The 23,100-nt window shown below is 66.9% G+C and carries 19 protein-coding genes; 9 read left to right on the top strand and 10 right to left on the bottom strand.

Annotation, left to right across the window (positions count from 1 at the left end; genetic code table 11):
- Positions 1–7: 7 nt before the first annotated feature.
- Complete coding sequence (locus NVV90_RS16845; protein ID WP_258438390.1) at positions 8–2,296, bottom strand: transglycosylase domain-containing protein; 2,289 nt, start codon at positions 2,294–2,296, stop codon at positions 8–10.
- Between the two features lie 37 nt (positions 2,297–2,333).
- Between NVV90_RS16845 and NVV90_RS16840 the strand changes: the two genes are divergently transcribed.
- The 3 genes from NVV90_RS16840 to NVV90_RS16830 are packed head-to-tail and all read left to right on the top strand — an operon-like array spanning position 2,334 to position 3,957.
- Entirely contained in the window at positions 2,334–2,489 is a 156-nt protein-coding gene (locus NVV90_RS16840; RefSeq protein WP_207617701.1) for a DUF4177 domain-containing protein, read from the top strand.
- Positions 2,490–2,491: 2 nt separating this feature from the next.
- Entirely contained in the window at positions 2,492–3,028 is a 537-nt protein-coding gene (locus tag NVV90_RS16835; RefSeq protein WP_258438389.1) for a RidA family protein, read from the top strand.
- A gap of 17 nt (positions 3,029–3,045) precedes the next feature.
- A complete protein-coding gene (locus NVV90_RS16830) occupies positions 3,046–3,957 on the top strand; it encodes an NUDIX hydrolase (protein WP_258438388.1) in 912 nt (303 codons plus the stop codon).
- A gap of 301 nt (positions 3,958–4,258) precedes the next feature.
- Here NVV90_RS16830 and NVV90_RS16825 read toward each other — a convergent pair whose 3' ends face one another.
- A complete protein-coding gene (locus tag NVV90_RS16825) occupies positions 4,259–4,936 on the bottom strand; it encodes a Crp/Fnr family transcriptional regulator (protein ID WP_207617697.1) in 678 nt (225 codons plus the stop codon).
- A 222-nt stretch (positions 4,937–5,158) separates the two neighbouring features.
- Between NVV90_RS16825 and NVV90_RS16820 the strand changes: the two genes are divergently transcribed.
- Positions 5,159–6,343 (top strand): MarP family serine protease, encoded by a 1,185-nt coding sequence (locus NVV90_RS16820; protein WP_258441219.1) that lies wholly within the window; start codon positions 5,159–5,161, stop codon positions 6,341–6,343.
- Positions 6,344–6,382: 39 nt separating this feature from the next.
- On the opposite strand, the gene aroQ is transcribed toward NVV90_RS16820, so the two are convergent.
- The 5 genes from aroQ to NVV90_RS16795 form a co-directional block, all read right to left on the bottom strand.
- Complete coding sequence (aroQ, locus tag NVV90_RS16815; RefSeq protein WP_258438387.1) at positions 6,383–6,847, bottom strand: type II 3-dehydroquinate dehydratase; 465 nt, start codon at positions 6,845–6,847, stop codon at positions 6,383–6,385.
- A gap of 225 nt (positions 6,848–7,072) precedes the next feature.
- Positions 7,073–9,271, bottom strand: coding sequence for an alpha-galactosidase (locus NVV90_RS16810; RefSeq protein WP_258438386.1), 2,199 nt, complete (start codon positions 9,269–9,271; stop codon positions 7,073–7,075).
- A gap of 110 nt (positions 9,272–9,381) precedes the next feature.
- Positions 9,382–10,734: a sugar ABC transporter substrate-binding protein gene (locus NVV90_RS16805; RefSeq protein WP_258438385.1), complete on the bottom strand. Its 1,353-nt coding sequence runs from the start codon at positions 10,732–10,734 to the stop codon at positions 9,382–9,384.
- A gap of 75 nt (positions 10,735–10,809) precedes the next feature.
- On the bottom strand, positions 10,810–11,736 hold the full coding sequence (locus NVV90_RS16800; RefSeq protein WP_258438384.1) for a carbohydrate ABC transporter permease: 927 nt from the start codon (positions 11,734–11,736) through the stop codon (positions 10,810–10,812).
- Between the two features lie 9 nt (positions 11,737–11,745).
- Positions 11,746–12,699, bottom strand: a complete 954-nt coding sequence (locus NVV90_RS16795) for a carbohydrate ABC transporter permease (protein WP_258438383.1) — start codon at positions 12,697–12,699, stop codon at positions 11,746–11,748.
- A gap of 191 nt (positions 12,700–12,890) precedes the next feature.
- On the opposite strand from NVV90_RS16795, the gene NVV90_RS16790 reads away from it, so the two are divergent.
- Together NVV90_RS16790 and NVV90_RS16785 are read left to right on the top strand one after the other, a co-directional pair.
- Positions 12,891–14,093: a Gfo/Idh/MocA family protein gene (locus NVV90_RS16790; RefSeq protein WP_258438382.1), complete on the top strand. Its 1,203-nt coding sequence runs from the start codon at positions 12,891–12,893 to the stop codon at positions 14,091–14,093.
- Between the two features lie 14 nt (positions 14,094–14,107).
- Positions 14,108–15,127: a LacI family DNA-binding transcriptional regulator gene (locus NVV90_RS16785; RefSeq protein ID WP_258438381.1), complete on the top strand. Its 1,020-nt coding sequence runs from the start codon at positions 14,108–14,110 to the stop codon at positions 15,125–15,127.
- Between the two features lie 162 nt (positions 15,128–15,289).
- Here NVV90_RS16785 and NVV90_RS16780 read toward each other — a convergent pair whose 3' ends face one another.
- From NVV90_RS16780 to acs, 3 genes are all read right to left on the bottom strand, one after another.
- On the bottom strand, positions 15,290–16,558 hold the full coding sequence (locus tag NVV90_RS16780; RefSeq protein ID WP_258437945.1) for an IS110 family transposase: 1,269 nt from the start codon (positions 16,556–16,558) through the stop codon (positions 15,290–15,292).
- Positions 16,559–16,804: 246 nt separating this feature from the next.
- Positions 16,805–17,602, bottom strand: coding sequence for a DeoR/GlpR family DNA-binding transcription regulator (locus NVV90_RS16775; protein ID WP_258438380.1), 798 nt, complete (start codon positions 17,600–17,602; stop codon positions 16,805–16,807).
- 162 nt (positions 17,603–17,764) lie between these two features.
- Positions 17,765–19,798, bottom strand: a complete 2,034-nt coding sequence (acs, locus tag NVV90_RS16770) for an acetate--CoA ligase (RefSeq protein WP_258438379.1) — start codon at positions 19,796–19,798, stop codon at positions 17,765–17,767.
- A gap of 433 nt (positions 19,799–20,231) precedes the next feature.
- Between acs and NVV90_RS16765 the strand changes: the two genes are divergently transcribed.
- The 3 genes from NVV90_RS16765 (at position 20,232) to NVV90_RS16755 (ending at position 22,968) form a co-directional block, all read left to right on the top strand.
- Complete coding sequence (locus tag NVV90_RS16765) at positions 20,232–21,488, top strand: hypothetical protein (protein WP_258441263.1); 1,257 nt, start codon at positions 20,232–20,234, stop codon at positions 21,486–21,488.
- Positions 21,489–21,574: 86 nt separating this feature from the next.
- Positions 21,575–22,294 (top strand): endonuclease III, encoded by a 720-nt coding sequence (gene nth, locus NVV90_RS16760; RefSeq protein WP_242701704.1) that lies wholly within the window; start codon positions 21,575–21,577, stop codon positions 22,292–22,294.
- Positions 22,291–22,968: a CoA pyrophosphatase gene (locus tag NVV90_RS16755; protein ID WP_258438378.1), complete on the top strand. Its 678-nt coding sequence runs from the start codon at positions 22,291–22,293 to the stop codon at positions 22,966–22,968. Before nth ends, NVV90_RS16755 begins: the two co-directional genes overlap by 4 nt.
- The last annotated feature ends 132 nt before the right edge of the window (positions 22,969–23,100 follow it).

The raw sequence follows: 23,100 nt of genomic DNA, 5'->3' as shown, positions 1-23,100 counted from the left end.
AGGCCTTCTAGCCGTTCTTCTTCTCGCCGTTCCCGGGCGTGGTGGGCGCGGTGGACGGCGCCGGGCTGGGCGTCGCGGGCTTTGTGGTGGTGGGCGTGCCGAGCAGGTTCGCCGGAGGTGCCGGGAACGGGTTGGTGCCGTACGCCGGGGCAATGGCGGACATGAACCTGGTGAACTGCGGGCCGGCGATCATGTAACCGTCGATGCTCTTGTAGAAGGTGCCGTTGACCGTGAGGTTGCGGCCGAAGCGCTGCTGGTTGCCCAGGGGGTCACCGAACCACGTGGCCGTGGCCAGGCCGGTGGTGTAGCCGACAACCCAGGTGGAGCTGTTGTTGTCGTTGGTACCGGTCTTGGCAGCCACCGGGAAGTTGTTCTTGGTGCTCAGTGCCGGCCGGATCAAGGAACCGGAACCGCCGTTGAGGACTTCCTGCATGGCGTAGGCAACGCCGCGTGCGACCTCGGGCTTGACGGCGTCGCGGCAGCTGGACGACTGGGCCGGCAGCGTGGCGCCGGACTGGTCCGTGACGGCGGTGATGGCGATCGGCTCGCAGTACTTGCCGTCATTGGCGAACGTTGCGAAGGCGCTGGCCATGGTCAGCGGAGCGGTCTGCGTGGAACCGATCAGGTTGGCCAGGGTGGTCATCTTGACCTTGGGGTTCGGATCGTCGACAGCCCCGGACGCGTCGAGGATGACTGCGCCGGTGTCCGGGTTCTTGGCCGGGTTGCCGGCGTGGATGCCGGTGGCGTCCACGATCTTCTGGATGCCGCAGAGGTCAACCTGGGAGGCCGAGGCGAAGGTGGCGGTGTTGATGGAGTTCATGAGGCCGTACAGCACGGTCATGTTCCGGTAGTAGCCCTCGTCAGAGTTCTGCAGGTCGAAGCTGCCGGCAACCGAGCCGTCATACCAGCCGACGGTGGGCTCAGGGCAGGTGTTCCGCCACGGGAAGGTCGGCGAATAGCGCCGGGTGGCGGCGTTGATGTTGGTGTTCATCGACTTGCCCTCGTTCAGCCACTCGGCGAACGTGAAGGGCTTCATGGTGGAGCCGGGCTGGAAACCGCCGATGCCGTTGAGGTCGTTGCCGTTCGCGTCCATCACGTCGACGTTGAAGTTCTGCGTCTGGTCGAACTTGCCCTCTTGCGGCAGCCACACGGTGTTCTGCGCCATGGCGACGATCTTGCCGGTGTTCGGCTGGACCGAGACCAGGGCAGCACCCCACTTGTCCGGGTTGGCGCCGGTGGAGCCGTCAACCTGCTGCTGGGCAACGTTCTGGGCGTTCGGATCCAGGGTGGTGGTGATGGTCATGCCGCCGCGCATGATGCGCTTGGTGCGCTCGTCCTGCGTGGCGCCGTAGGCCGGGTTGTTGAACAGCAGGTGCAGCACGTAGTCGCAGAAGTACGGTGCCATGGTGGCGTAGGCGCAACCTTGCCGCGGCCTGGTGACCTGCGTGGTGACCGGCGTGGCCACTGCGGCATCGTAGTCGGCCTGCTGGATCTTGCCCTGCGTCAGCATGGCGCCCAGGACGAGGTCGCGCCGCTGCTTGGCGTGGTCCGGGTTGGTGATGGGATCGTAGTAGGACGGGCTGTTGACCACGCCGGCAAGGAGGGCCGCCTGGGGCAGCGTGAGGTCCTTGGCCGTGGTGCTGAAGAACAGCCTGGCTGCGGCTTCGATGCCGTAGGCGTCCGTGTTGAAGAAGACGATGTTGAGGTAACCCTCGAGGATCTGCTCCTTGGAGAACTGCTTCTCCAGGGCGATCGCGAGCTTCATTTCACGCAGCTTGGTGCCCACGCTCTTGCTGCCGTTGAGCTGGACGTCGGCTTCCTTGCCTTCGGCCACCAGGGACTCGTTGATGACGTTGTTGACGTACTGCTGCGTGATGGTGGAGGCGCCCTGCTTGTTGCCGCGGGCCGTGCTGACGATCGCGCGCATGATGCCGGTGGTGTCGATGCCGCCGTGATCGTAGAAGCGGCTGTCCTCGATGGCGATGACCGCGTCCTTGATGTACGGGCTCATCTGGTCCAACGGAACCTTGGTGCGGTTCTCCATGTAGATCGAGGCGATCTTGCTGCCATCCGCCGCCAGAATGGTGGTGTTCTGGCTCGGCGGGTCCACCTGGAGCTCCGCCGGAAGCGTGTCAAAGAACTGGATGGAACCGCTCGCGGCACTGCCCGAGACGGCGGCAGCCGGAACCAGCAGGCCGGCCACCAGGACGCCACAAATTGCGCTCACACCAAGGAAACCGAAGATCTTTCCGAGGGTTGTGGCAGTGTCGAATATGGGGTTCTTACGAGTCGCCATGTTTTCCACTTTACCGGCAAGGGCTAGTCTTTCTGTCATGACCAAATGGGAGTACGCGACGATTCCGCTCATTATCCACGCCACAAAGCAGATCCTGGACCAGTGGGGTGAAGACGGCTGGGAGCTGGTTCAGGTCGTCACCGGACCGGACGGAAAAGGCCTCGTTGCATACCTGAAAAGGGAGAAGCAGTAACCATGACAACCCCCGCAGAAACCACTGCTGCCGCGGAATCCGCAGCTCCGGCCTCCGCCGTCGAGCAGCGTCTTGCCGAGCTCGGACTGACCCTTCCGGCGGTGGCCGCACCCGTGGCCGCCTACGTGCCGGCGGTCATCTCCGGCAACCACGTTTACACCTCCGGGCAGCTGCCGTTTATTAACGGCAAACTCGAAGCTTCGGGCAAGGTTTCCACTGGCACCGAGGGCACGTCCGACGAGCCCACCGTGTCCCCTGAGGACGCCAAGGCCTACGCCGCCGTCTGCGCCATCAACGCGCTGGCCGCCATCAAGAGCGTCATCGGCGACCTCGACCGCATCACGCGCATCGTCAAGGTGGTGGGCTTCGTGTCCTCCGATCCTTCCTTCACGGGCCAGCCGGGCGTCATCAACGGTGCGTCCGAACTCCTCGGCCAGGTCTTCGGTGAGGCCGGGCAGCACGCCCGTTCCGCCGTCGGCGTGTCGGTTCTTCCGCTCGACTCTCCCGTAGAGGTCGAACTGATCGCTGAATTCAGCTAAGGAACCGGTTCACTCAATTGCCTCAGCTTGCCCGGCGCCTGTTTGTCCTCCCTCCTGAACTGGAAGGTGCGGCGCAAAACTGGCTTCAACTCGGTGAGCGGACCCCCAGGGCCGCCCGCTATGCATCTTCTGTTGTCCTGTTGAGGGACTCGCCCACCGGCCTGGAGACGTGGCTGGGCTACCGGCCCGGCTCCTCGCCGTTGGGCGTCCTCGCGTTCCCGGGCGGCTCCCTGGAGGCGTCCGACGACGACGCCGTCGGCTGGCTGGGCCCCTCGCCGCAGCATTGGGCCGAGGCGCTGGGGACCGCCGACGTCGGGCTCGCCCGCCGCCACGTGGTGGGCGCCATCCGCGAGCTGTTCGAGGAAACCGGCGTGTTGCTGGCCGGGACGGACCAGTCCTCCACGGTGGAAGCGACGTCCACGCACGAATGGATGAAGGCCCGCGAGGCCGTCGCCGCACAGGAGAAGTCGTTCACGGACGTCTTGGCCAAGCGCGGTCTGTCCGTGCGGACCGACCTGCTCAAGCCGCTGGTCAACTGGCTCAGCCCGGACTTTACGCACCGCCGCTTCAACACCCGCTACTTCGCCGCCACCGTGCCGATCAACCAGCAGCCCAGCCTCCTGGAGAGCAAGGGCGTCTGGGGCCGGTGGGTCTGTGCCAAACAGGCCATCGACCTGCGCGACACTCCGGCCTTGGGCGACGAGGTGGCACAGGAAAACACGATGGGGCTGAACCTCGGCCAGCTGCTGGTGCCAGGTTCCGAGATCATGCTCGAGAAGATGGCCGCGGCCAACGGCTGCATCGCCTACCTCAGCTACAAGCGCAAGGCCCACGTGTACCAGCCGAAGCTCGTCGACGAAGGCGGGATCCTGATGCTCGAAGTCGAGGCGGCCAAGACGGTCGCCGGAGAGCCCCAGCGCGAGCGCTGAGCGGCTACCCCGAGGACTGAAGTCCGCCGTCCTCGGCGTGCTCGCTCGTTCCTCGCTTAGACGCACGCTGCCGGACGCCGGACTTCAGTCCCTGACTGTCCGACTCGCAAGCAGACCGCGGTCCTTCGCGAAGGAGCGCATCGCGGTGCATCGGGTGCCGGAGGTCGCCCGGCGACCGTAGGTGCCCCTATGCACCGTGTCTAAGCGACGGCGAAGGGCCGCTGTCTGCGTCTCAGGTGACCACAAAGAAGGCAACAGAAAGCCGCTCCGGTTCAGAACCGGAGCGGCTTTCTTGCTTGGCTTAGCGGGAGCGCTGGCGGAGGCGCTGCATGTCCAGGATGACCACGGCGCGGGCTTCCAGGCGGAGCCAGCCGCGCTGCACGAACTCGGCCAGGGCCTTGTTCACGGTTTCGCGGGAAGCGCCCACCAGCTGGGCCAGTTCTTCCTGGGTGAGCTCGTGGGCCACCAGGACGCCGTCGGTTGCCGGGCGGCCGAAGCGGTCTGCCAGGTCCAGGAGGGCCTTGGCCACGCGGCCGGGGACGTCCGAGAACACGAGGTCGGACAGGGAGTCGTTGGTGCGGCGCAGGCGGCGGGCCAGGGCCTGCAGCAGCTGGGCGGAGACCTCGGGGCGCGTGCGCAGCAGGGCGTTGAGGCTCTCGTTGCGCAGGCCGGCCAGGCGGGTCTCGGACACGGCGGTGGCCGTGGCGGTGCGGGGGCTGGGATCGAACAGGGCCATTTCGCCGAAGAGCTCGCCCGGGCCGAGGATGGCCAGCAGGGACTCGCGGCCGTCGGGGGACGTGCGGCCGAGCTTCACCTTGCCGGACACGATGAAGTACAGCTGGTCACCCTGGTCACCTTCACGGAACACGGAGGCTCCACGTGAAAGGTCCACCTCGGTGAGTTCGTCCGTCAGCAGGCGGAAGGCGTCGTCGTCTAGGGTGGCGAAGAGGGGTGCGCGGCGCAATACCTCGATGTCCATAAAAGTCTCCTGAGTAAGTTTCGGTCGTGGCGCTTCAGCCATTGTTTCAGAATTTTGGCGCTTCTGTGACGTACTTGGCACCTGAAACGCCCTAAATCACACGGAAGGGCCGCCGTGGGGCCGTCCCAGGACCGTCCCGGAGGGCCCTGCGGGCCGGCCCTCCCGGCTCATTGTCAGATCACGCCTCTACAATTGGGGCTTACCCGGCTGTGAGGAGCAATGGTGTTTGGCTTGACCATCCTGGACTTGGCGTTGGTTCTGATGCTGGTCTCCTACCTGATCTATGGCCTGCGCAACGGTTTCCTGGTGACCCTCGGCGGCATCGCCGGTTTCGCTGCGGGCGCAGTCGCGGCCTTCATGGCCGTGCCGCTGGTGAGTGGCTGGGTCAGCGACAGCGGCTGGAGGCTCACCGCCACCATCGGTTCCGCCGTCGTGCTCGTGGCCCTTGGCCATGGCCTGGGAACGATGATCGGTCACAAGGTCCGCGGAGCGGTGAAGATCAAGCCCCTGCACGGTGTGGACCGCCTGGTGGGCGGCGCCGTCAGCGTGGTTGTTGCCGCCCTGGTGATGTCCATGCTGGCGTTCAGCATCAGCTCGCTCGGCGTGCCGTTCGTGTCCCAGCAGCTGGGCGAATCCAAGGTCATCAGGTTCATTGACGCGCTCACCCCCACACCCGTCAAGACCACCATGGCGCAGCTCCGGTCCACAGTGATCGGCAACGGCATTCCGAAGCTCATTGAGGGCATCGGCCCCGTGGCGCCGGTTCCGGTTCCGGACGCCAGCACGGACACCCCGGCCTTGAACAACGCTGCCCGCTCGGTCCTGAAGATCGCCGGCACGGCCTTCCAGTGCGGCCAGAACCAGACCGGCTCCGGATTCGTGGTCTCGCCCGGCCGCGTGGTCACCAACGCGCATGTCGTGGCCGGCGTGTCCCAGCCGGTGGTGGAGATTCTCGACGGCGGGGCGCTTCCAGGCCGCGTGGTGTACTTCGACAGCCAGCATGACCTGGCGGTCCTGGCCGTGGACGGACTTCCCACGGCGCCGCTGTCCCTGAGCCCGGACCTCGGCCCGGGCAGCCCCGCGGCCTTTGCCGGTTACCCGCACGGCGGTCCGTTCCAGTCCAAACCCGCCACGGTGCAGGATATTTCGACGCTGATGGTCCCGGACATCTACGGTGGCAACCCCGCCCCGGAACTCGTCTACCGGCTGGCCGGCGACGTCCAGCCGGGCAACTCCGGCGGGCCGCTGCTGACCACGGACGGCGCGGTGGCCGGCGTGATCTTCGCCAAGACCACCACGGACGCTGCCCTTGGCTTCGCCCTCACCATGGAAGACCTCGGCCCCGTGGCCGCCCAGGCGCCCGGCCTCAGCGCTCCGGTGTCCTCGGGACAGTGCACCCAGAAGTAGCGGCACGCGGAAATAGGCCCGCCTGACGCTCGTTGGTTCCTAGAGCGTTTCGGCCAGGTACTCGATGGCCAGCCTGTAGCCGAGCACGCCTGCGCCCACGATCACGGCCGCGCACACGGGGGACAGGTAGGAGTTGTGCCGGAATTCCTCGCGCTGGTGCACATTGGTGATGTGGACCTCGACGGCGGGCAGCTGAACGGCCGCCAGGGCGTCGCGCAGTGCCACGGACGTGTGCGTGTAGGCTCCGGCGTTGATGACGATCCCCACGGCGGTGGTCCGTGCGGCGTGGATGGCGTCCAGGAGGTCGCCCTCGTGGTTGGACTGGACGCAGTCCACGGTGAAGCCGTGCGCCCCGGCCGCGTCCATGGCCAGCTGTTCGACGTCGGCGAGCGTGGACGTGCCGTACTTTTCCGGCTCGCGGGTGCCCAGCAGGTTCAGGTTGGGGCCGTTGATAACGAGGATGGTTCCGCGGCCGGCTTCGGTGGTGGGGGAGGCTTCAGTCATGCCTCCCAATCTATAGCCGGTGCGGGGCCGGCCGCGCGTTCTTTACACAATGCAGCCCGGTGGCCTGAGCGTGGGCTAGGAAAACCCAAGGAGCGCGGCGTCGCCCGGAGGCCCCGGACCGCGCGCGGTGGGGCGTAATAACGAAAAATGCGGGGCCCGCCCTGCGTGCGTGGATGGTTTCCACAGCACCCAGTGCGGGCCCCGCAACGTTCCCGGGAGCTTCAGCTAGAGTGCCGTGAAGCGCAGCAGGATGGCGTGTTCCGGGTTGAGGACCGGCATCGGCAGGCCCACCTGGGCCAGGAAACGTCCCGTGGCCTCTGCCCCGCCCGCGAGCCAGGCCGGAGGCTGCACCTGGGTGTGGGTGCGGGCGTAGTCGGCGTCGCCGGGGGCCGGGAAGATGGCCTCCACACGGTAGTTGCGCTCGGGATCCAGCCCGGGCACGGTCACCCGTCCGGGCTGCTCCGCGAAGGCCGTCCGGGTCCTGACCAGCGCAAACAGCGCCGCCGTGGCACCCGCCGGGACACCGCCGTCGGGGGTTGCAGAAACCACACCGTGCAGCATCAGCGACTCGTCCGGCAGGTCCGCGCGCACCATGGTGCCGGAGTGGATGAGCTCCCGGTGCTCCTTGTAGAGGGCGATGAAGCGCTTGAGCTCGACGCGCTCGGCGCCGCGGACCCCGCGGACATCCCATTCCATGCCGAAGTGCCCGAACAGGGCCGTAATGGCGCGGAAGGAAAGGTCGTGGGTGCGGGCCGTGGTGTGCGAGGTGGTGGGTCCGATGTGCCCTCCGACCAGCTCCGGGGGGACCACCAGCCCGGTCCAGCGCTGGATGGTCTGCCGTTCCAGGGCGTCGTTGCAGTCCGAGCCCCAGATCCGGTCCGTGCGCTCCAGGATGCCCAGGTCCACACGCGCGCCGCCGGAGGAGCAGCTTTCAATCTCGACTCCGGGGTGGGCCTTGCGGAGCTCGTCGAAGAGCCGGTAGGCGGCGAGGGTCTGTTCGTGGACCGAGGCCCGGCCGCCGTGGCCGTGCTCCAGCAGGTCGCGGTTCTGGTCCCACTTCAGGTAGCTGATGTTGTTTTCGCGCAGCAGCGCATCGATGCGGTCGAAGATGTACTGCCATGCTTCCGGGTTGACCAGGTCAACGATGTGCTGGTTGCGCCACTCGAGTGCCAGCCGCCCGCCGTCCTTGGGCGACACGGCAGACGGGCCCACGATCCAGTCCGGGTGGGCGCGCGCGATGTCCGAGTCGAGGTTCACCATTTCCGGCTCCACCCACAGCCCGAACTCCATGCCGCGGGATGTCACGGCGTCGATCAGCGGGGTGAGGCCTTCCGGCCACAGCGTCTCGTCCACGTACCAGTCGCCCAGCCCGGCGTGGTCGTCGCGGCGCCCACGGAACCAGCCGTCGTCGAGCACAAAGCGTTCGACGCCGAGCTCCGCGGCGGACTCGGCCAGCTCGATCAGGGTGTCCAGCTTGTGGTCGAAATACACGGCTTCCCAGGTGTTGAGCACCACCGGGCGCGGCTTGCCGGCGGTGCCGGCGGCAGCGGCGGGGAGGACGTGGTGCGGGCGGGCGCGGAACCAGCTGTAGAACGCCTCGCTGATGCCGTCCAGGCCGCGCTCCGAATAGGCCGCGAACAGGGCCGGCGTGGTGTAGCCCTCGCCGGGCTGCAGCACCACCTCGGCCGAGCCCAGGAGCTCCGAGCCGCCGATCATGGTGCGGCCGTCCGCCACATTGTCCGCGAACTGTTCGTGGTTGCCGCTCCACGCCAGGTGCGTGGCCCAGACCTTGCCGTGGCGGTTGCCGAAGCCGGCCGTCCCGGCAGCGAGAAGGAGAGACGAGTCGTGCCCGGTGCGGCCGTGCCGGCCGGTGCGGACCCAGGTTCCCTGCTGGATGGCGCGGCGCTGCGGGTGGCGCTCGCGGCACCAGCGCCCGGTCAGGTCCAGGAGCTCGACGGCGTCCGGCGCCACCGGGAGCATCGTGGCGAGTTCGTCGAGCTGGAACGGTGAGGTGCCGTGGTTGCTGGCCGTGTGCCGCAGTTCCAGCAGCCCGCCCGGGTGCAAGGTGAGGTGCGAGGTCACGGTGATCCCGGCGTCGGGATCCGATTGGGTGACGACGGCGGTGGTGCCGTCCGCGGTGGCGTCAACGACGCGCAGGCGGAGGGAGAAGTCGAGACCGGGCACGCCGTCGGCGATCCGGTGGCCGCGCAGGCCCGGGCGGCCCTGCCAGGAAGAGGAGCCCTGCGGGAGGAGCCCGGAGGGGACCGTGGCATCGATGGCGGAGTGCGGGATCGGTTCGCCTAGGATGGCCAGGTCCGGAAGGGTGCTGCCTAGATCGGCGCCCCAATGAATGACCTCGGCCTCTCCGCTGCTGAAACTCATCACCAGGCTGGTGCCGGCGGATCGGAGGTGGAGGGGGCGCATAGGGTTCGCTTTCAGTGGTGGTTGCTGATTGTAAAAAAGGGGTCCGGGCGCCGCCACCGAGGAGCAAGCGGCGCCCGGACCTGTCAGGGGTTCCCCGTGGGGATCCAGGCCTACTTCGCGAACAGGGCGTTGACCTGTTCATTGGCGGCGGTCAGGGAGCTGGCCGGGGACTTGCCGGCGAGCACCGCGTCCATGGCCGGCTTCATGATTCCCGCAACCTTGGAGGCGTTGTCCGTGATCGGAAGCATGAAGGTGGTCTTGTCCTTCACGTGCTGGGTGAAGGCGGTGACGTCCACGTTCTTGGCCTTGAAGGCGTCAGCGGCCTTCTCGGAGGAGGTGGAGATGGCCGGGAACACGACGGCCTTGGATGCGACGACGTCCTGGCAGGCGGCGGAGCCGAGGTACTCGACCCACTTGATGGCGGCGTCCTTCTTCTTGGTGCCGGCCCAGATGGAATCGGCCAGGCCGTTGAACATGGAGGCGCGCTTGCCGTCGGGGCCCTGGGGGGTGGGGGCGATGCCGACGTTGATGCCCTTGTAGCCTGTGTACTGGCCGATCATCCAGGAACCGTTGCTGTTGATCGCAGCTTTCCCTGCACCGAAGCTGTCTGCAGCGTTGGCGCCAACGGTGGTTTCAAGCTTGGGCATGTAGCCCTTCGCAGCGAGCGAGGCCCACCAGTCGATGGTCTCCTGGAGCTTCTTGTCATCGTAGTTGAAGTGGGTGCCCCAGGGGTTCTTGTCCGTGGTGGTCCAGCCCGTGGTGGCGGACAGGTAGCTCCACTGCGTCTGGCCGGCGTTCTCGGCATCGGAGCCCGGCAGGCCCAGGCCGTAGACGGCAACGTTGTTCTTGTCGAAACCCGCTTCGTCGCCGCGCTTGCCGTTCTTGTCCACGGTGAGGCGGGCGATCGCCTTCTCGTAGCTTCCGCCGTCCTGCGGGTTCCAGCTCAGGGAACCCATCTGTTCAGGGGTGATGCCGGCGTCGGTGGCCATCTTCTGGTTGTAGAACAGTGCGATGGTGTCCCAGTCCTTGGGCAGGCCGTAGCGCTTGCCGTCCTGGCCCACCCAAAGGTCGGCGAGGCCCTCGTTGTACTGCGCAAGGTCCACCTTGTCCTTGGTGACGGCGTCGTCAAGGGCCACCAGCTGCTTGGTCTTGAGGAAGTCCGGGTACTTGGAAAGGTGGTCGGTGAAGACGTCCGGTGCGGTGCCGGAGGCCATGCCGTTGGTGATCTTGGACCAGTAGTCATCCCAACCGGTCTGGGTGATCTTGACGGTGATGTCCGGGTTGGCCTTGGTGAAGTCCGCGGCGCACTGCTGGTAGGCGGGGAGCTGGTTGGCGTCCCAGAGCCAGTAGCTGATCTCGCCTTTGGCAGTATCTCCTCCGGCGCTTCCGCCCGAGCAGGCGGACAGGGCGAGAGCGGCGGCCGCTGCTACGGCGACGGCGCCGAATGCCTTCTTGTTCATCATGGTTGGTCCTTTCAGGACGGGATGGGGATGCGGGCCGGGCATGTGCCGGTTCCCGCGGGAGGGCGGTGGAGAAAGCTATTTGGTGCCGTTGAAGCCGATGGAGTTGACGATCCGTTTGCCGAAGATGGCGAAGAGGATCAGCACGGGCGTGGCGGACACGAGTGTGGCGGCCATGAGCCCGGACCAGTCCGGCGCGCCTTGCGGGGACTGGGACTTGAAGACTCCCAGTCCCACGGTGAGAACGCGGGATTCCTCGGAGGTGCCCACGAGCAGGGGCCAGAAATATTCGTTCCACTGGCCCATGAAGGTCAGCAGCGCGAGGGTCGCGATCGGCGCGGCGGCGTTGGGCATGACGATCTGGAAGAAGATCCGCCAGTGCTTGGCGCCGTCGAGCATGGCCGCCTCTTCGACCTCCCTGGACATGTTCAGGAAGAACTGGCGCATGAAGAAGATCGCGAACGGGGTCATGAACAGGTAGGGCAGCACGAGTCCGAGCATGGAGTTCAGCAGGCCCAGGTTCTTGATGAGCAGGAAGTTGGGCAGTGCGGTGAAGATCGGCGGCACGAGCATGGTGGCCAGGAACAGGGAGAAGACCGCGTCGCGGCCCTTCCATCGCAGCCGGGAGAAGGCATAGGCGGCCATCGAGCTGAAGAACACGGCGCAGGCGGTGGTGATGCCGGAGAAGAGCAGCGAGTTCCACAGGTACTGCCAGAAATTGATCGAGGCCCCGGAGCCGCCTTCTGCGATGGCTTCGGAGGCGCTTTGCAGGCCAAAGACCCGCTTGAAGGCGCCCAGGTTGAAGTCAGCCGGCAGCAGGTTGGCGGAGTTCGCGGCGAGGGAGCCGTTGGTGGACAGGGCTGTGCGCAGCACCCAGTAGAAGGGCAGGATGCTGACGGCGACGGCCAGGGCGAGGAGGGTCAACGCTATGGCGCGGCGCCAGTTGAAGGGACCGGAGAAGGGACGACGGCGGGCGCCGGTCTTGGGGGAGGCGAGAGTGCTCATGGGGTGTCCTTAGTCCAGGTCCGACTGGTTGCCGCGCAGGAACTTCATCTGGATGAATGCCACGATGGCGAGGATGAGGAAGAGGATGACGGCCAGGGCTGATCCGTAGCCGAAGTCCTGTTCATTGAAGGCGCGCTGGTAGATGTAGAACTGCAGCACGCGGGTCGCATTGACAGGTCCGCCGGCGGTGGTGACGGCAACGGTGTCGAAGACCTGGAAGGAACCGATCACGGTCACCACGAGGACCAGCACCAGGACGGGGCGCAGCAGCGGCAGGGTGATCCGCCAGAAGGTGCTCGCGGCCTTGGAACCGTCGATGCTGGCTGCCTCGTAGACGCTGTGGGGGATAGCCTGCAGGCCGGCGAAGATCAGGAGTGCCGTGTAGCCCATGTGCCGCCAAGTGTTGATGAGTGCCTGGGTGGGGATAGCCCATTGCTCGCTGCCGAAGAAGGCCACCCGGGGCAGCCCGGTCCATTCGATGATTTGGTTGATGATGCCGATCTGGTAGTCAAGCATCCAGAACCACAGCAGGGCAGCGATGACGTTTGCCATCAGATAGGGCATCAGGAGCGCACCCCGGACGAGGGTGGACTTTGCCACGCGCTGCATCAGAAGTGCCAGGCCCAGGGCCAACGCCGTCTGAAGGACGATGTTGATCACCACGTATTCAGAGGTGACCCCCAGGGCGTTCCAGAACAGCGGATCCTTGGCTATGCGTTCGTAGTTCCTGGCCCCGATCCATTCCGGGTCGCCCAGGATGCTGTACTCGGTGAAGCTGAGGTAGATGCCCCGGATGGTCGGCACGAGGTAGAAGAGGATCAATCCGATCATCGCCGGAGCGATGAAGAACAGTGCGATCTTCAGGTCGCCGAACCGGCGGGCCAGGCTCTGCTTTTCGCCTTTCCCGGCCTTGGGCCGCGGTGACCGAGCGGCCTGGCCTGAATGTTTGGTAAGGGTGGTCATCTTCGACCCTTTCCTGACTGTGATGTGGGTAACAACTGGACTTGAATCTACACGAGTAGATTCGGAGGCGTCAAGACCTTGTGTGCAATTTTGTTCGGTTATCTTGGACTTCTTTCGTTTTGATTGACTCGAGTAGATCCCAGTGGAAGACTCGATTCGTTCCGAGAACCAGCGATCATGAAGGACAAACAATGGTGTTTTCAATAGGCGTGGTGGGTGTCGGCCAGTTCGGCGGCCAGTTCGCGCATCTGTTCAAGCTCCACCCCGGCGTCAGCGAGGTTTACGTAGTGGATGAGCTGCCGGAGCGTGCCGCCTCGGCGCAGCAGCGCTGGGGGCTCGACGGCGTGATGGACAGTTTCGATGAGCTGCTCGCCTCGAAGGTGGACGCCGTCGCGATCTTCACCCAGCGTTGGACGCATGGACCCCTGGTGGAACGGGCGCTGCGGGCCGGAAAGCACGTGTACTCCGCCGTGCCGATGGCGATTTCCGAGGAGGAAATCTCGCGCATCATCGACGCCGTCCGCGAAACCAAACTTGTCTATGCCATGGGCGAGACCAGCTACTACAACCCGGCCACCGTCTACGCCCGCAAGCAGCACGCCGCCGGCAAATTCGGCCGCATCTTCTACACCGAGGGCGACTACGTCCACGACATGGACCTGGGCTTCTACGAGGCCTACCAGTACAGCGGCGGCGAAAACTGGAAGGCCACAGCCAGCTACCCGCCCATGCTGTACCCCACGCACGCCATCGGCGGCGTACTGGGCGCCGTCCCCGGCCATGCCGTCAGCGTCAGCTGCATCGGCGTCAAGGACGATCGCGGCGACGGAGTCTTCGACAAAGACGTCAGCATGTTCGGCAACGACTTCTCCAACGCCACGGCGTTGTTCGAAATGAACGACGGCGGCGTGATGCGTACCAACGAGATGCGCCGCGTGGGCTACCCCTCGCACATCCGCGAATCGCGCTTCCGCTTCTTCGGCACCGAGGCGAGCTTCGAGCAGCTGGCCACCACCACGCTGTGGCAGGACAAGAAGGGCGTGCTGGACGTCTCCGCCCAGGTGGAGACCAGGCCGAGCATGTCCGCCGATGATCCGTCCCTGGCGGATGTGGCGCCCGAACTTCGCACCGCCTTCATCTCTGGCCTCGCTCCGGTGCACGACGCCGGCCGGCTGCCCGCCGAATTCGAAGGAGCCCCCACCGGGCACGAGGGCAGCCACCAGTTCCTGGTGGACGACTTCGTCACGGCCGTCAACACCGGCAGCGTCCCACCGGTCAACGCCTGGGTAGCGGCCCGCTTCACCTTGCCCGGCGTGGTGGCGCACGAGTCCGCCCTGCGCGGCGGCGAGCGGCTGCCCATCCGCGACTTCGGCGATGCCCCGGAGTCTTTGTAGTTAGCATGATCTCCATGACTACTTCGGCAGTGCACACCCCGCGTGGACCCGTGACGCGCAAGGACGTGGCCCGGTACGCCGGGGTGAGCACCGCCGTCGTCAGTTATGTGGTCAACGGAGGGCCTAAGAACGTGGCGCCTGCCACGGAAGCCAAGGTCCGCGACGCCATCAGCATCCTGGGCTACCGGCCCAACGCTGCCGCGCGGGCGCTGAAACTGGGCTCCAGTGAAACCATCGGGCTGGTGGTTCCGGACAGCGGCAACCCCTTCTTCGCACTTTTGGCGCATGCCGTGGAGGACGCCGCGGCGGAGCTCGGCTACGGCATGGTGCTGGCCAACTCCGACGGCAGCTTGGCCAAGGAAAAGCGCAACATCCGCAACCTCGCCGCCCGGCAGGTGGACGGCGTGGTCCTGGCCAGCTGTGTCTTTGAACCCGAGCTGGCCGATCTGGAGTCCTCGGAGATTCCCTCGGTGCTGCTCAACCACGCAGCGGCGTCCCCGGGGTTCAACAGCGTGGGCGTCGACCTCGAAGCCGGGGCGCGGATCGCCGTCGAACACTTGATCGCGCACGGCCACAAGAACATCGGCCTGGCCATCGGCATCAATGTGGGCAACGAACTCGATGGCCGTGAGGTCGGCTGGCTGAACGCGCTGCGTGATGCCGGCCTGCCGGAGGGCCCCACGGCCCGCAGCGAGTTTGACCGCGCCGGTGGCTATGCCGCCGGCAAGCGGTTGCTGGCGTCCGTGAACCGGCCCACCGCCATTTTTGCCAGCTCCGACATGCAGGCTGTCGGCATCCTCCGGGCCATCCACGAGGCCGGCCTGTCGGTGCCGGGCGACATCGCCATGGTTTCCTTCGATGGATCCACCGAGTCCGAGTACACGTGGCCCGCCCTGACCACCGTGGCGCAGCCGGTGCGGGTCATGGCGGAGTCGGCCGTGCGGGCCCTCATCGGCGAGGGCCGGGGCGGGGAACTGCAGCACCGGATCTTCCCCACGGAGTTGATCGTGCGGCAGTCCTGCGGCTGCCCCTGACTGTTGCCGGGCCTGCCCAACTAGGTAGCAGCAGGTGTCGTTATGAACCTTCAAAACGACAGTTACTGCTAGTCCGAAAATGAGGTGATGTGCGTTCGTTGGCGCGCGTGTTTGGGCATCCGGGGGCGAAAGGCAGCCCTCGGTGGACGGGGAATGTTGGAGTCAGGCGGCAGGGGTCAGGGTGACGGTGTAGCCGAGGGCCTCGAGTTGCCGGATGTGGCTGTGCTTCCTGGTTTCGGGGTTGGTGTGGCGGGTGAAGTGGTCGGCGCCGAGATCCTGGAACCGTGTGTCCGGGCCCTGCAGGAGGTGCCAGACGATGACGAGGATGGAACGTCCGATGGCGACAATGGCGCGTTTCTTGCCCCGCCGCCGGACGAGCCTTCGGTAGCGTTCGCCCAGGAAGGTATTGGTCTTGCCGGCTCCGAAGGCGGCCTCGCCAAGGGCCCGGGCGAGATAGCGGTTGCCGTGCCCGGTCGAGCCGTTTCCTTTGGTCTTGCCTGCGGAGGAGTTGATGCCCGGGGAGAACTTTGCCCAGGAACACAGGTGCCCCGCGGTCGGGAACCGGGACATGTCGACCCCGATTTCGGCCAGAACTACGGCGGCGGCGATGGGGCCGATGCCCGGGATCTCATCCAGGCGTTTGGCCGCCGCGGCGAAAGGGGCCAGCTGGACCTCGATCTGTTCATCGAGCGCGGCGATATCGGTGTCGATGCCGTCAATCCTTGCCAGCATCCGGGCGAGCAGGAAGCCGTGGTGGTCATCGAAGCGGCCGGTGAACGCCTCCTCCAGTTCGCTGATCTTCCTGCGCATGCTGGAGCGTGCCAGCTGCGCGAGCACGCCCGGGTTGCGTTCTCCGGCGATGAGCGCTGCCATCATTTCCCGGCCGGACACCCCGAAGGTGTCCGAGGCCACCGAGGAGAGTTTGATGCAGGCGTCCTCGAGGAGTTTCTCGACCCGGTTCTTCTCCGCGGTCCGGGTCCCGACCAGGTCAATCCGGTACCGGGTCAGGTCCCGGAGCCTGCGGATCGGGGCGGGCGGGACGAAGCTGGGCCGGAGCATCTGCCGTTCGGCGACCTTGCACAGCCACACCGCATCCAGCACATCGGTTTTGGGACGTCCCGGCAGATGCTTCACGTCGCGGGCGTTGACCAGCCACGGTTCGAGCCCGTGCGCCTCGAGGAGGTAGAACACCGGCTTCCAGTAGTCGCTGGTCGCCTCCATCACCACCCGCTCGATGCGCAGGTCCACGAGATGGTTGGCCAGGTCCGCCAACGAACGGGTCATGGTCGAATGCGTGGACACCTCCTGCAACCGTTTCTTTCGGTTCCCCTCCGCGGGGACCCGCACGCAACACACGAGTTCGGCCTTGCCAATGTCGATCCCGGCGACCCTGGCAATGATCTGTTCCTCATCCTGGGTTTCAGCCAGCATGATCCTGCTCATCTCCTCACGGCGCGGCCCTTCTGAATATCGAAGTGGCCGCCCGTGGGGATCACCAGGGACAACGGGAATCTAGTCCTCGTTCTCGATGAAAGGAACAATGAAGGGCCCACAACGTGACCCCCAACGCCCGGCTACTTAGCGGCCTCAACGAACCATGGAAGCACGGCGTTGGCAGGCGGCCACAAGCACATTTTCAGCCCGGAACGGGCGTCCCGCAAGGGACACAAAGGCTACTTACATGGGCCCGCCGGGCGCGATCCGCAGCTTGCCAACGCGCTCGCCCAGGATCCTGCGCGCGTCCTCGCCTAGCAGGGCGTCCGAGATGAGTTCGTCGGCTTCCTCGAGCGGTGCAATCGAGGCGATGCCCGCCATGCCCCATTTGCTGTGGTCGGCAAGGACCACGGTGCTCCGGGCCGAGGCCATGAACGCCCGGTCCGTCTCGGCTTCCAGGAGGTTGGGGGTGGTGAAACCGGCGCGGGCATCCATGCCGTGGACGCCCAGGAACAGCACATCCAGGTGAAGCTGCTTGAGCGACGACGTGGCGATGGGCCCCACCAGGGCGTCCGACGGCGTGCGCTCGCCGCCGATCAGGATGACCGTTGAGCCGAAGCGGGCCGGGCCCGAGGACGCGCCGTGGTGGAACAGCTCGGCGATCCGGACGGAGTTGGTGACCACGGTGATGCGCGGCCCGTCCACCAGTTCCTTGGCCAGTGCCCACGTGGTGGTTCCGGCGCTCAGGCCCACTGCCATGCCTTCGTGGACCATGGACGCGGCCTCCACGGCGATGGCATGCTTTTCGGCCGTGAGCTGCGTGGACTTGAGCTCGAAGCCGGGCTCGTGGGTGCTCGCATCGCCGGGCAGCTTGGCACCGCCGTGGATGCGCTCCACCCGGCCGGTTTCTTCAAGCGCCTCGATGTCCCGGCGGACAGTCATGGGGGAGACGCCCAGCAGCAGGGCCAGTTCGGAGACGCGGACCACGCGCTCGCGCTGGACGGCGTCGAGGATTGCGGAGTGGCGTGCTGCCTGGAGCATCGAGGGCCAACCTTCGGGCTTGGGACGACTGATCAGCCCCAGTCTATGGGTGGGGCCGGGTTGGGAAGCCAATTGGCCGGGCAGACGCCGACGGCGCCGCACACCGGGAAGGTGAGCGGCGCCGTCGGGCGTTTGCTTTGTCCGCTACTTGCGCAGCGACTCCTACTTGCGCAGGGACTCAGCGATCTGGGCCATGATCGTGGGGTCGGAGAGGGTGGTGGCGTCACCGGGGTCGCGGCCTTCGGCGACGTCCTTGAGGAGGCGCCGCATGATCTTGCCGGAGCGCGTCTTGGGCAGTTCGGGGACCACCAGCAGCTGCTTGGGCTTGGCGATCGGGCCGATTTCCTTGCCCACGTGATTGCGCAGTTCGAGGACGGTTTCCTCGCCCTTGTTGACGGCGTCACCGCGCAGGATGACGAACGCGACGACGGCCTGGCCGGTGGTTTCGTCCGCTGCCCCCACCACGGCGGCTTCGGCCACGGAGGGGTGCGAGACGAGGGCGGATTCGATTTCCGTGGTGGAGAGGCGGTGGCCGGAGACGTTCATGACGTCGTCCACGCGGCCCAGGAGCCAGACGTCGCCGTCCTCGTCCTTTTTGGCGCCATCGCCGGCGAAGTACATGGTCTCGAAACGGGACCAGTAGGTGTCCTTGAAACGCTCCGGGTCGCCCCAGATGCCGCGCAGCATGGCCGGCCACGGTTCGCGGATGACCAGGTAGCCGCCCTCGCCGTTGGCCACCGATTCACCGGCTTCGTCCACCACGTCCACGGCGATGCCGGGCAGGGGGACCTGCGCGGAGCCGGGCTTGGTGACGGTGACGCCGGGGAGCGGTGCGATCATCTGGGCGCCGGTTTCGGTCTGCCACCAGGTGTCCACGATCGGGGCCGGGTTCTCCTTAGTGCCGCCGTTGCCGCCGATGACCTCGCGGTACCACATCCAGGCCTCGGGGTTGATGGGCTCGCCCACCGTGCCGAGCAGGCGGATGGAGGAGAGATCGTACTTGGCCGGGATCTCGCGGCCCCACTTCATGAACGTGCGGATGGCCGTGGGGGCGGTGTACAGGATGGAGACCTTGTACTTCTCGATCAGCTCCCACCAGCGGCCCTGGTGCGGGGAGTCCGGGGTGCCCTCGTACATGAGCTGGGTGGCGCCGTTGATGAGCGGGGCATAGGCGACGTAGGAGTGGCCGGTGACCCATCCGACGTCGGCGGTGCACCAGTACACGTCCGTCTCCGGGTGCAGGTCGAACACGGCCTTGTGCGTGTACGCGCCCTGGGTGAGGTAGCCGCCGGTGGTGTGCAGGATGCCCTTGGGCTTGCCGGTGGTGCCGGAGGTGTAGAGGATGAACAGGGGGTGTTCGGAGTCATGCCCGACGGCGGTGTGTTCCGTTGCGGCGGCGCCGACGGTGTCGTCCCACCAGAGGTCGCGTCCCTGGACCCAGGTGACGGTCTCGCCGTTGCGCTTGACCACCACCACGTTCTCGACCGTGTGGCCTTCCTTGGACAGGGCTTCGTCCACGGCGGGCTTGAGCGGGCTGGGCTTGCCGCGGCGGTAGGTGCCGTCCGCGGTGACCACCAGCTTGGCCTCGGCGTCGTCGATGCGTGAGCGCAGGGCGTCGGCGGAGAAGCCGCCGAACACCACGGAGTGCACAGCGCCGATGCGGGCGCAGGCCAGGATGGTGATGACGGCCTCGGGGATCATGGGCAGGTACACGGCCACGCGGTCGCCCTTGGCCACGCCGAGGGATTCGAAGGCGTTGGCGGCCTTCTTGACCTCTTCGGTCAGCTGCGCGTAGGTATATGTGCGGGTGTCGCCGGGTTCGCCTTCGAAGTAGATGGCCACGCGGTCGCCCAGGCCGTTTTCAACGTGGCGGTCCAGCGCGTTGTAGGCCGCGTTGATCTCGCCGCCCACGAACCATTTGGCGAACGGCGGGTTGGACCAGTCAAGGGCTTTAGTGAAGGCCTTGTCCCAGGTGAGGAGTTCACGGGCCTGCCTGGCCCAAAAGGCGGGGCGGTCCGCCGCGGCCTCGGTGTAGTCGGCAGCGGAAACGACGGCGTTGGCGGCGAATTCCTCCGAGGGGGCGAACTTGCGGTCCTCGTGGAGAAGGTTTTCGAGGGCTTCGACGTGCGGGGCCTGCTCCTGTCCAGCCGACGTAGCTGCAGCGGGCGCCGGGGATCCGGTGGTGTCCTGAGACATGGTGAACCTCATTATTCATCGATCTTTTGCTGCGCGGAGGCCGCCGGCCGGACCGCCGCCGGGGTCACGGCGTCGTGCGGTCCCGCGGAAGTTCCGCAGAGTGCTGTCCGCCATAAACACTAGCGCTTCGGGAGGTCCTACGTGTGCCTTGTCACAAAGCCGCCAGTGAACGGTCGATTTTTAGCGCCGAATGGCGCTGTGGCGCTGAATTATGCGTTTCATGACGTCCGCGGCCGCGCGCTCGGAGATTCGGGGCCGCCGGTTTCGCCCCTGGAGGATCAGGGGTCCATCCGCTGGAACACTGTCAGGGGCGTGGCATAGGCTGAAGAAGTCTTGAGACGCACCGACCGGGCACCGGCCCGCCGCGGGAAACAGCCCGTGGCAGCCGCCGGACCAGCCCGTGCAAGGCGCCGCCGCACGAAGGAGATACACAATGAACCAGCTCAGCCTAGGCCCGAACAAAGGTGCGGATCCGCACGGAACGGCCCCCGAAGCAGGAGCTGGAAGCGGACTGGCCGCTGAAGCCCCTCCCGCAGCCGGAAGTGCCGCTGGGACCGCTCCAGTAGCCGGAGGTGCCACTACGCCTGCAAAGTACGATGCCGTGTTGGGCCCCTTCACCATCCGTGACCTCACCGTCTTTGGGTCCACGGCGATCCTTTTTGTCGCCTCCCTGCTGCCCATGCTCGGCGGGCGCTACAACCTGTGGAACGTCAACAACCTCTTCTTCCTGGGCATCGGCATCATCCTGCCCCTGATCGTGGCCGCCCTGTTCGTGGCCCGCCGCCTGCAGCCGGACGCCGTGGTGCGCATCGGTTCCCTGTCAGTGGACCAGTTCGCGTCCGTCACCGCCTCCTTTGCCGTGGCCCTGTTCTTCCTCGCCACGGCCTCGTTCTTCACCGGCAGCGCCCTCCTGGGACTGGTCGGTTCACTGGGACTCCTGCTCGCCACCGTCTTCGCGACGCGCCTGCCGTGGCTCTGCGACGACTTCAAGGGCCGCGCCGAAACCCCGGCCCATGTGGTGGCCCGCGACGCCGCCGTGCCCAGCCGCAAGCCGGCAGCCCCCAAGGCGCCCAAGGCCCCCAAGGCACCCAAGGAAAGCAAGCCCGCAGCCTGGAGCCCGGTAATGCCGGGCGGCACCGCACCGGCCACCCAGGCCGCACCGGTTTCTTCCACAGCCCCGGCCGCTCCCACGGCCCCCGCCACCCAGGCCGCCGCCGTCGTGCCTCCCGCAGCACCTGCTCCGGCTGGGGCGCAGCCCGCGGCCGTTCACCCGGCCCCGCTGTCCGCGGCCCCGCAAACGGTCACCCCGGAGCCCGTCGTCGACCATCCCGCAGCAGCCCAGCCTGCCGAGGCGGCACCGGAAGCCGCCGCACCCCAGCCGCTGGCGGCCACCATGGCAACGCCAGTGGTCTCCGCGGACACCCGGGCCGTCAGCGAATCCATCGGCGCCACCGTGGACCCCGCCAGCCGCCCCGAGGAATCCGGGCACGCCCCTGCCTACGAGGCCTTCTGGTTCGCCGTCGCACAGCCCCGCCCGGCCGTCAGTGAGCAGACCGGGGAGCCCGTCTTCACGATCGAACCCGGCGGCTGGGTGCTCGCCCTGGAAGACCGCGGCCACGAGTTCCTCGTCCAGGACACCGACGGCAAGGTGGGCGTCCTGCGCGACCTCAGCCACATCGAACGCGGCTAGGCAGCCCGCCCGTGGCCGCCGACGGAGCCGAAACGCCGCTCGCCCTCAAGCGCCGGGCGCGCCGGATCAACAAGGCCCTCGCCGTGATGTACCCGTACGCGCACGCCGAGCTGGACTTCCGGAATCCTTTCGAACTCGTCGTGGCCACGGTGCTGTCCGCCCAGACCACCGATGTGCTGGTCAACCAGGTCACCAAGATCCTGTTCGCCCGCTACCCGGACGCCCGCGCCATGTCCGAGGCCGAGCCCGCCGAGCTGGAAGCCATCCTGCAGCCCACCGGCTTCTTCCGGGCCAAGGCGAAAAACGTCTTGGCGCTCAGCACCCGCCTGGTGGACGAGTACGACGGCGAGGTGCCCGGCCGGCTCGAAGACCTGGTGACGCTTCCCGGCGTCGGGCGGAAAACCGCGAACGTGGTGCTGGGCAATGCCTTCGGGGTCCCCGGGATCACCGTGGACACGCACTTCGGCAGGCTCGCCCGCCGCTTCGGCTGGACCGCCTCCGAGGACCCCGTGAAGATTGAATTCGACGTCGCGGAGCTGTTCGAACCCAAGGACTGGACCATGCTCTCCCACCGGGTGGTCTTCCACGGCCGCCGGGTCTGCCATGCGCGCCGGCCCGCCTGCGGCGCCTGCCCCGTCGCCACGCTGTGCCCCAGCTACGGGGACGGCGAGACCGACCCCGCCAAGGCTGCCAAGCTGCTCAAGTACGAGCTCGCCCCGGGCAACGAGGCGCTTCTGGCGCAGCTGCTGGCCGAGACGCACCGCGCGGCGGAGATCCGGATGGAATCGCAGAGGAGGCCTTCGTGACGGCGCTCGAGGACCTGGCAGGCCTGATTACGCGCTTTGATGCGGGCGCGGAACATCGTTCAGAGCATTGGGCGCAGCTGGCAGTGGGCGAGGAGACGAACAGGCCCGCGGCCGTCCTGATGCTGTTCGGCGTGCTCGATGACATCCCCGCCGAGTCCGGGCGGCCCATCGCGCCCGCGGACCTGGACGTCCTGCTGCTGGAACGCGCACACACCCTGGATGACCACCCCGGCCAGGTGGCGTTCCCTGGCGGCAGCGTCGATCCCGGGGACGACTCGGTGGTGGCGGCTGCCCTGCGGGAGGCCGTGGAGGAAACAGGGCTCGACGCCGGCGGTGTCCAGGTTCTGGGCGTCATCCCGGAACTGGGGCTGGCCCGCAGCAAGTTCAGGGTGACGCCGGTGCTGGCGTGGTGGGCGTCGCCGTCGCCGGTCCGCGTAGTGGACTACGGGGAATCGGCGCAGGTCTTCCGGGTGCCGGTGCGGGATCTGCTGGATCCGGACAACCGCGTCACGGCGACCATCAGCCGCTTCGGGCGGACGTTCACGAGCCCGGGCTTCATCGTCAACGGCGTTGTGGTGTGGGGCTTCACGGGGATGGTCCTCAGCGGGCTCTTCGATGAGCTCGGCTGGACGGTTCCGTGGGATGAAGAGCGGCTGTTCGAGATCGATATCTAGCGGCGGGGCCGGCTGGCGCGGGGCGCTGGTGCGGGGGCCGCACGGCGCGGATGCCGGCGTTGGGGCGGCACAGCGCGGATGCCCGGCGTTGGGGCCGCACGGCGCCCGCTGTGGGCGCCGGTGCGGCTCATG

The organism is Arthrobacter sp. CJ23 (assembly GCF_024741795.1).
GTDB lineage: Bacteria > Actinomycetota > Actinomycetes > Actinomycetales > Micrococcaceae > Arthrobacter.
This window is presented reverse-complemented; position numbering and strand designations above follow the sequence as displayed.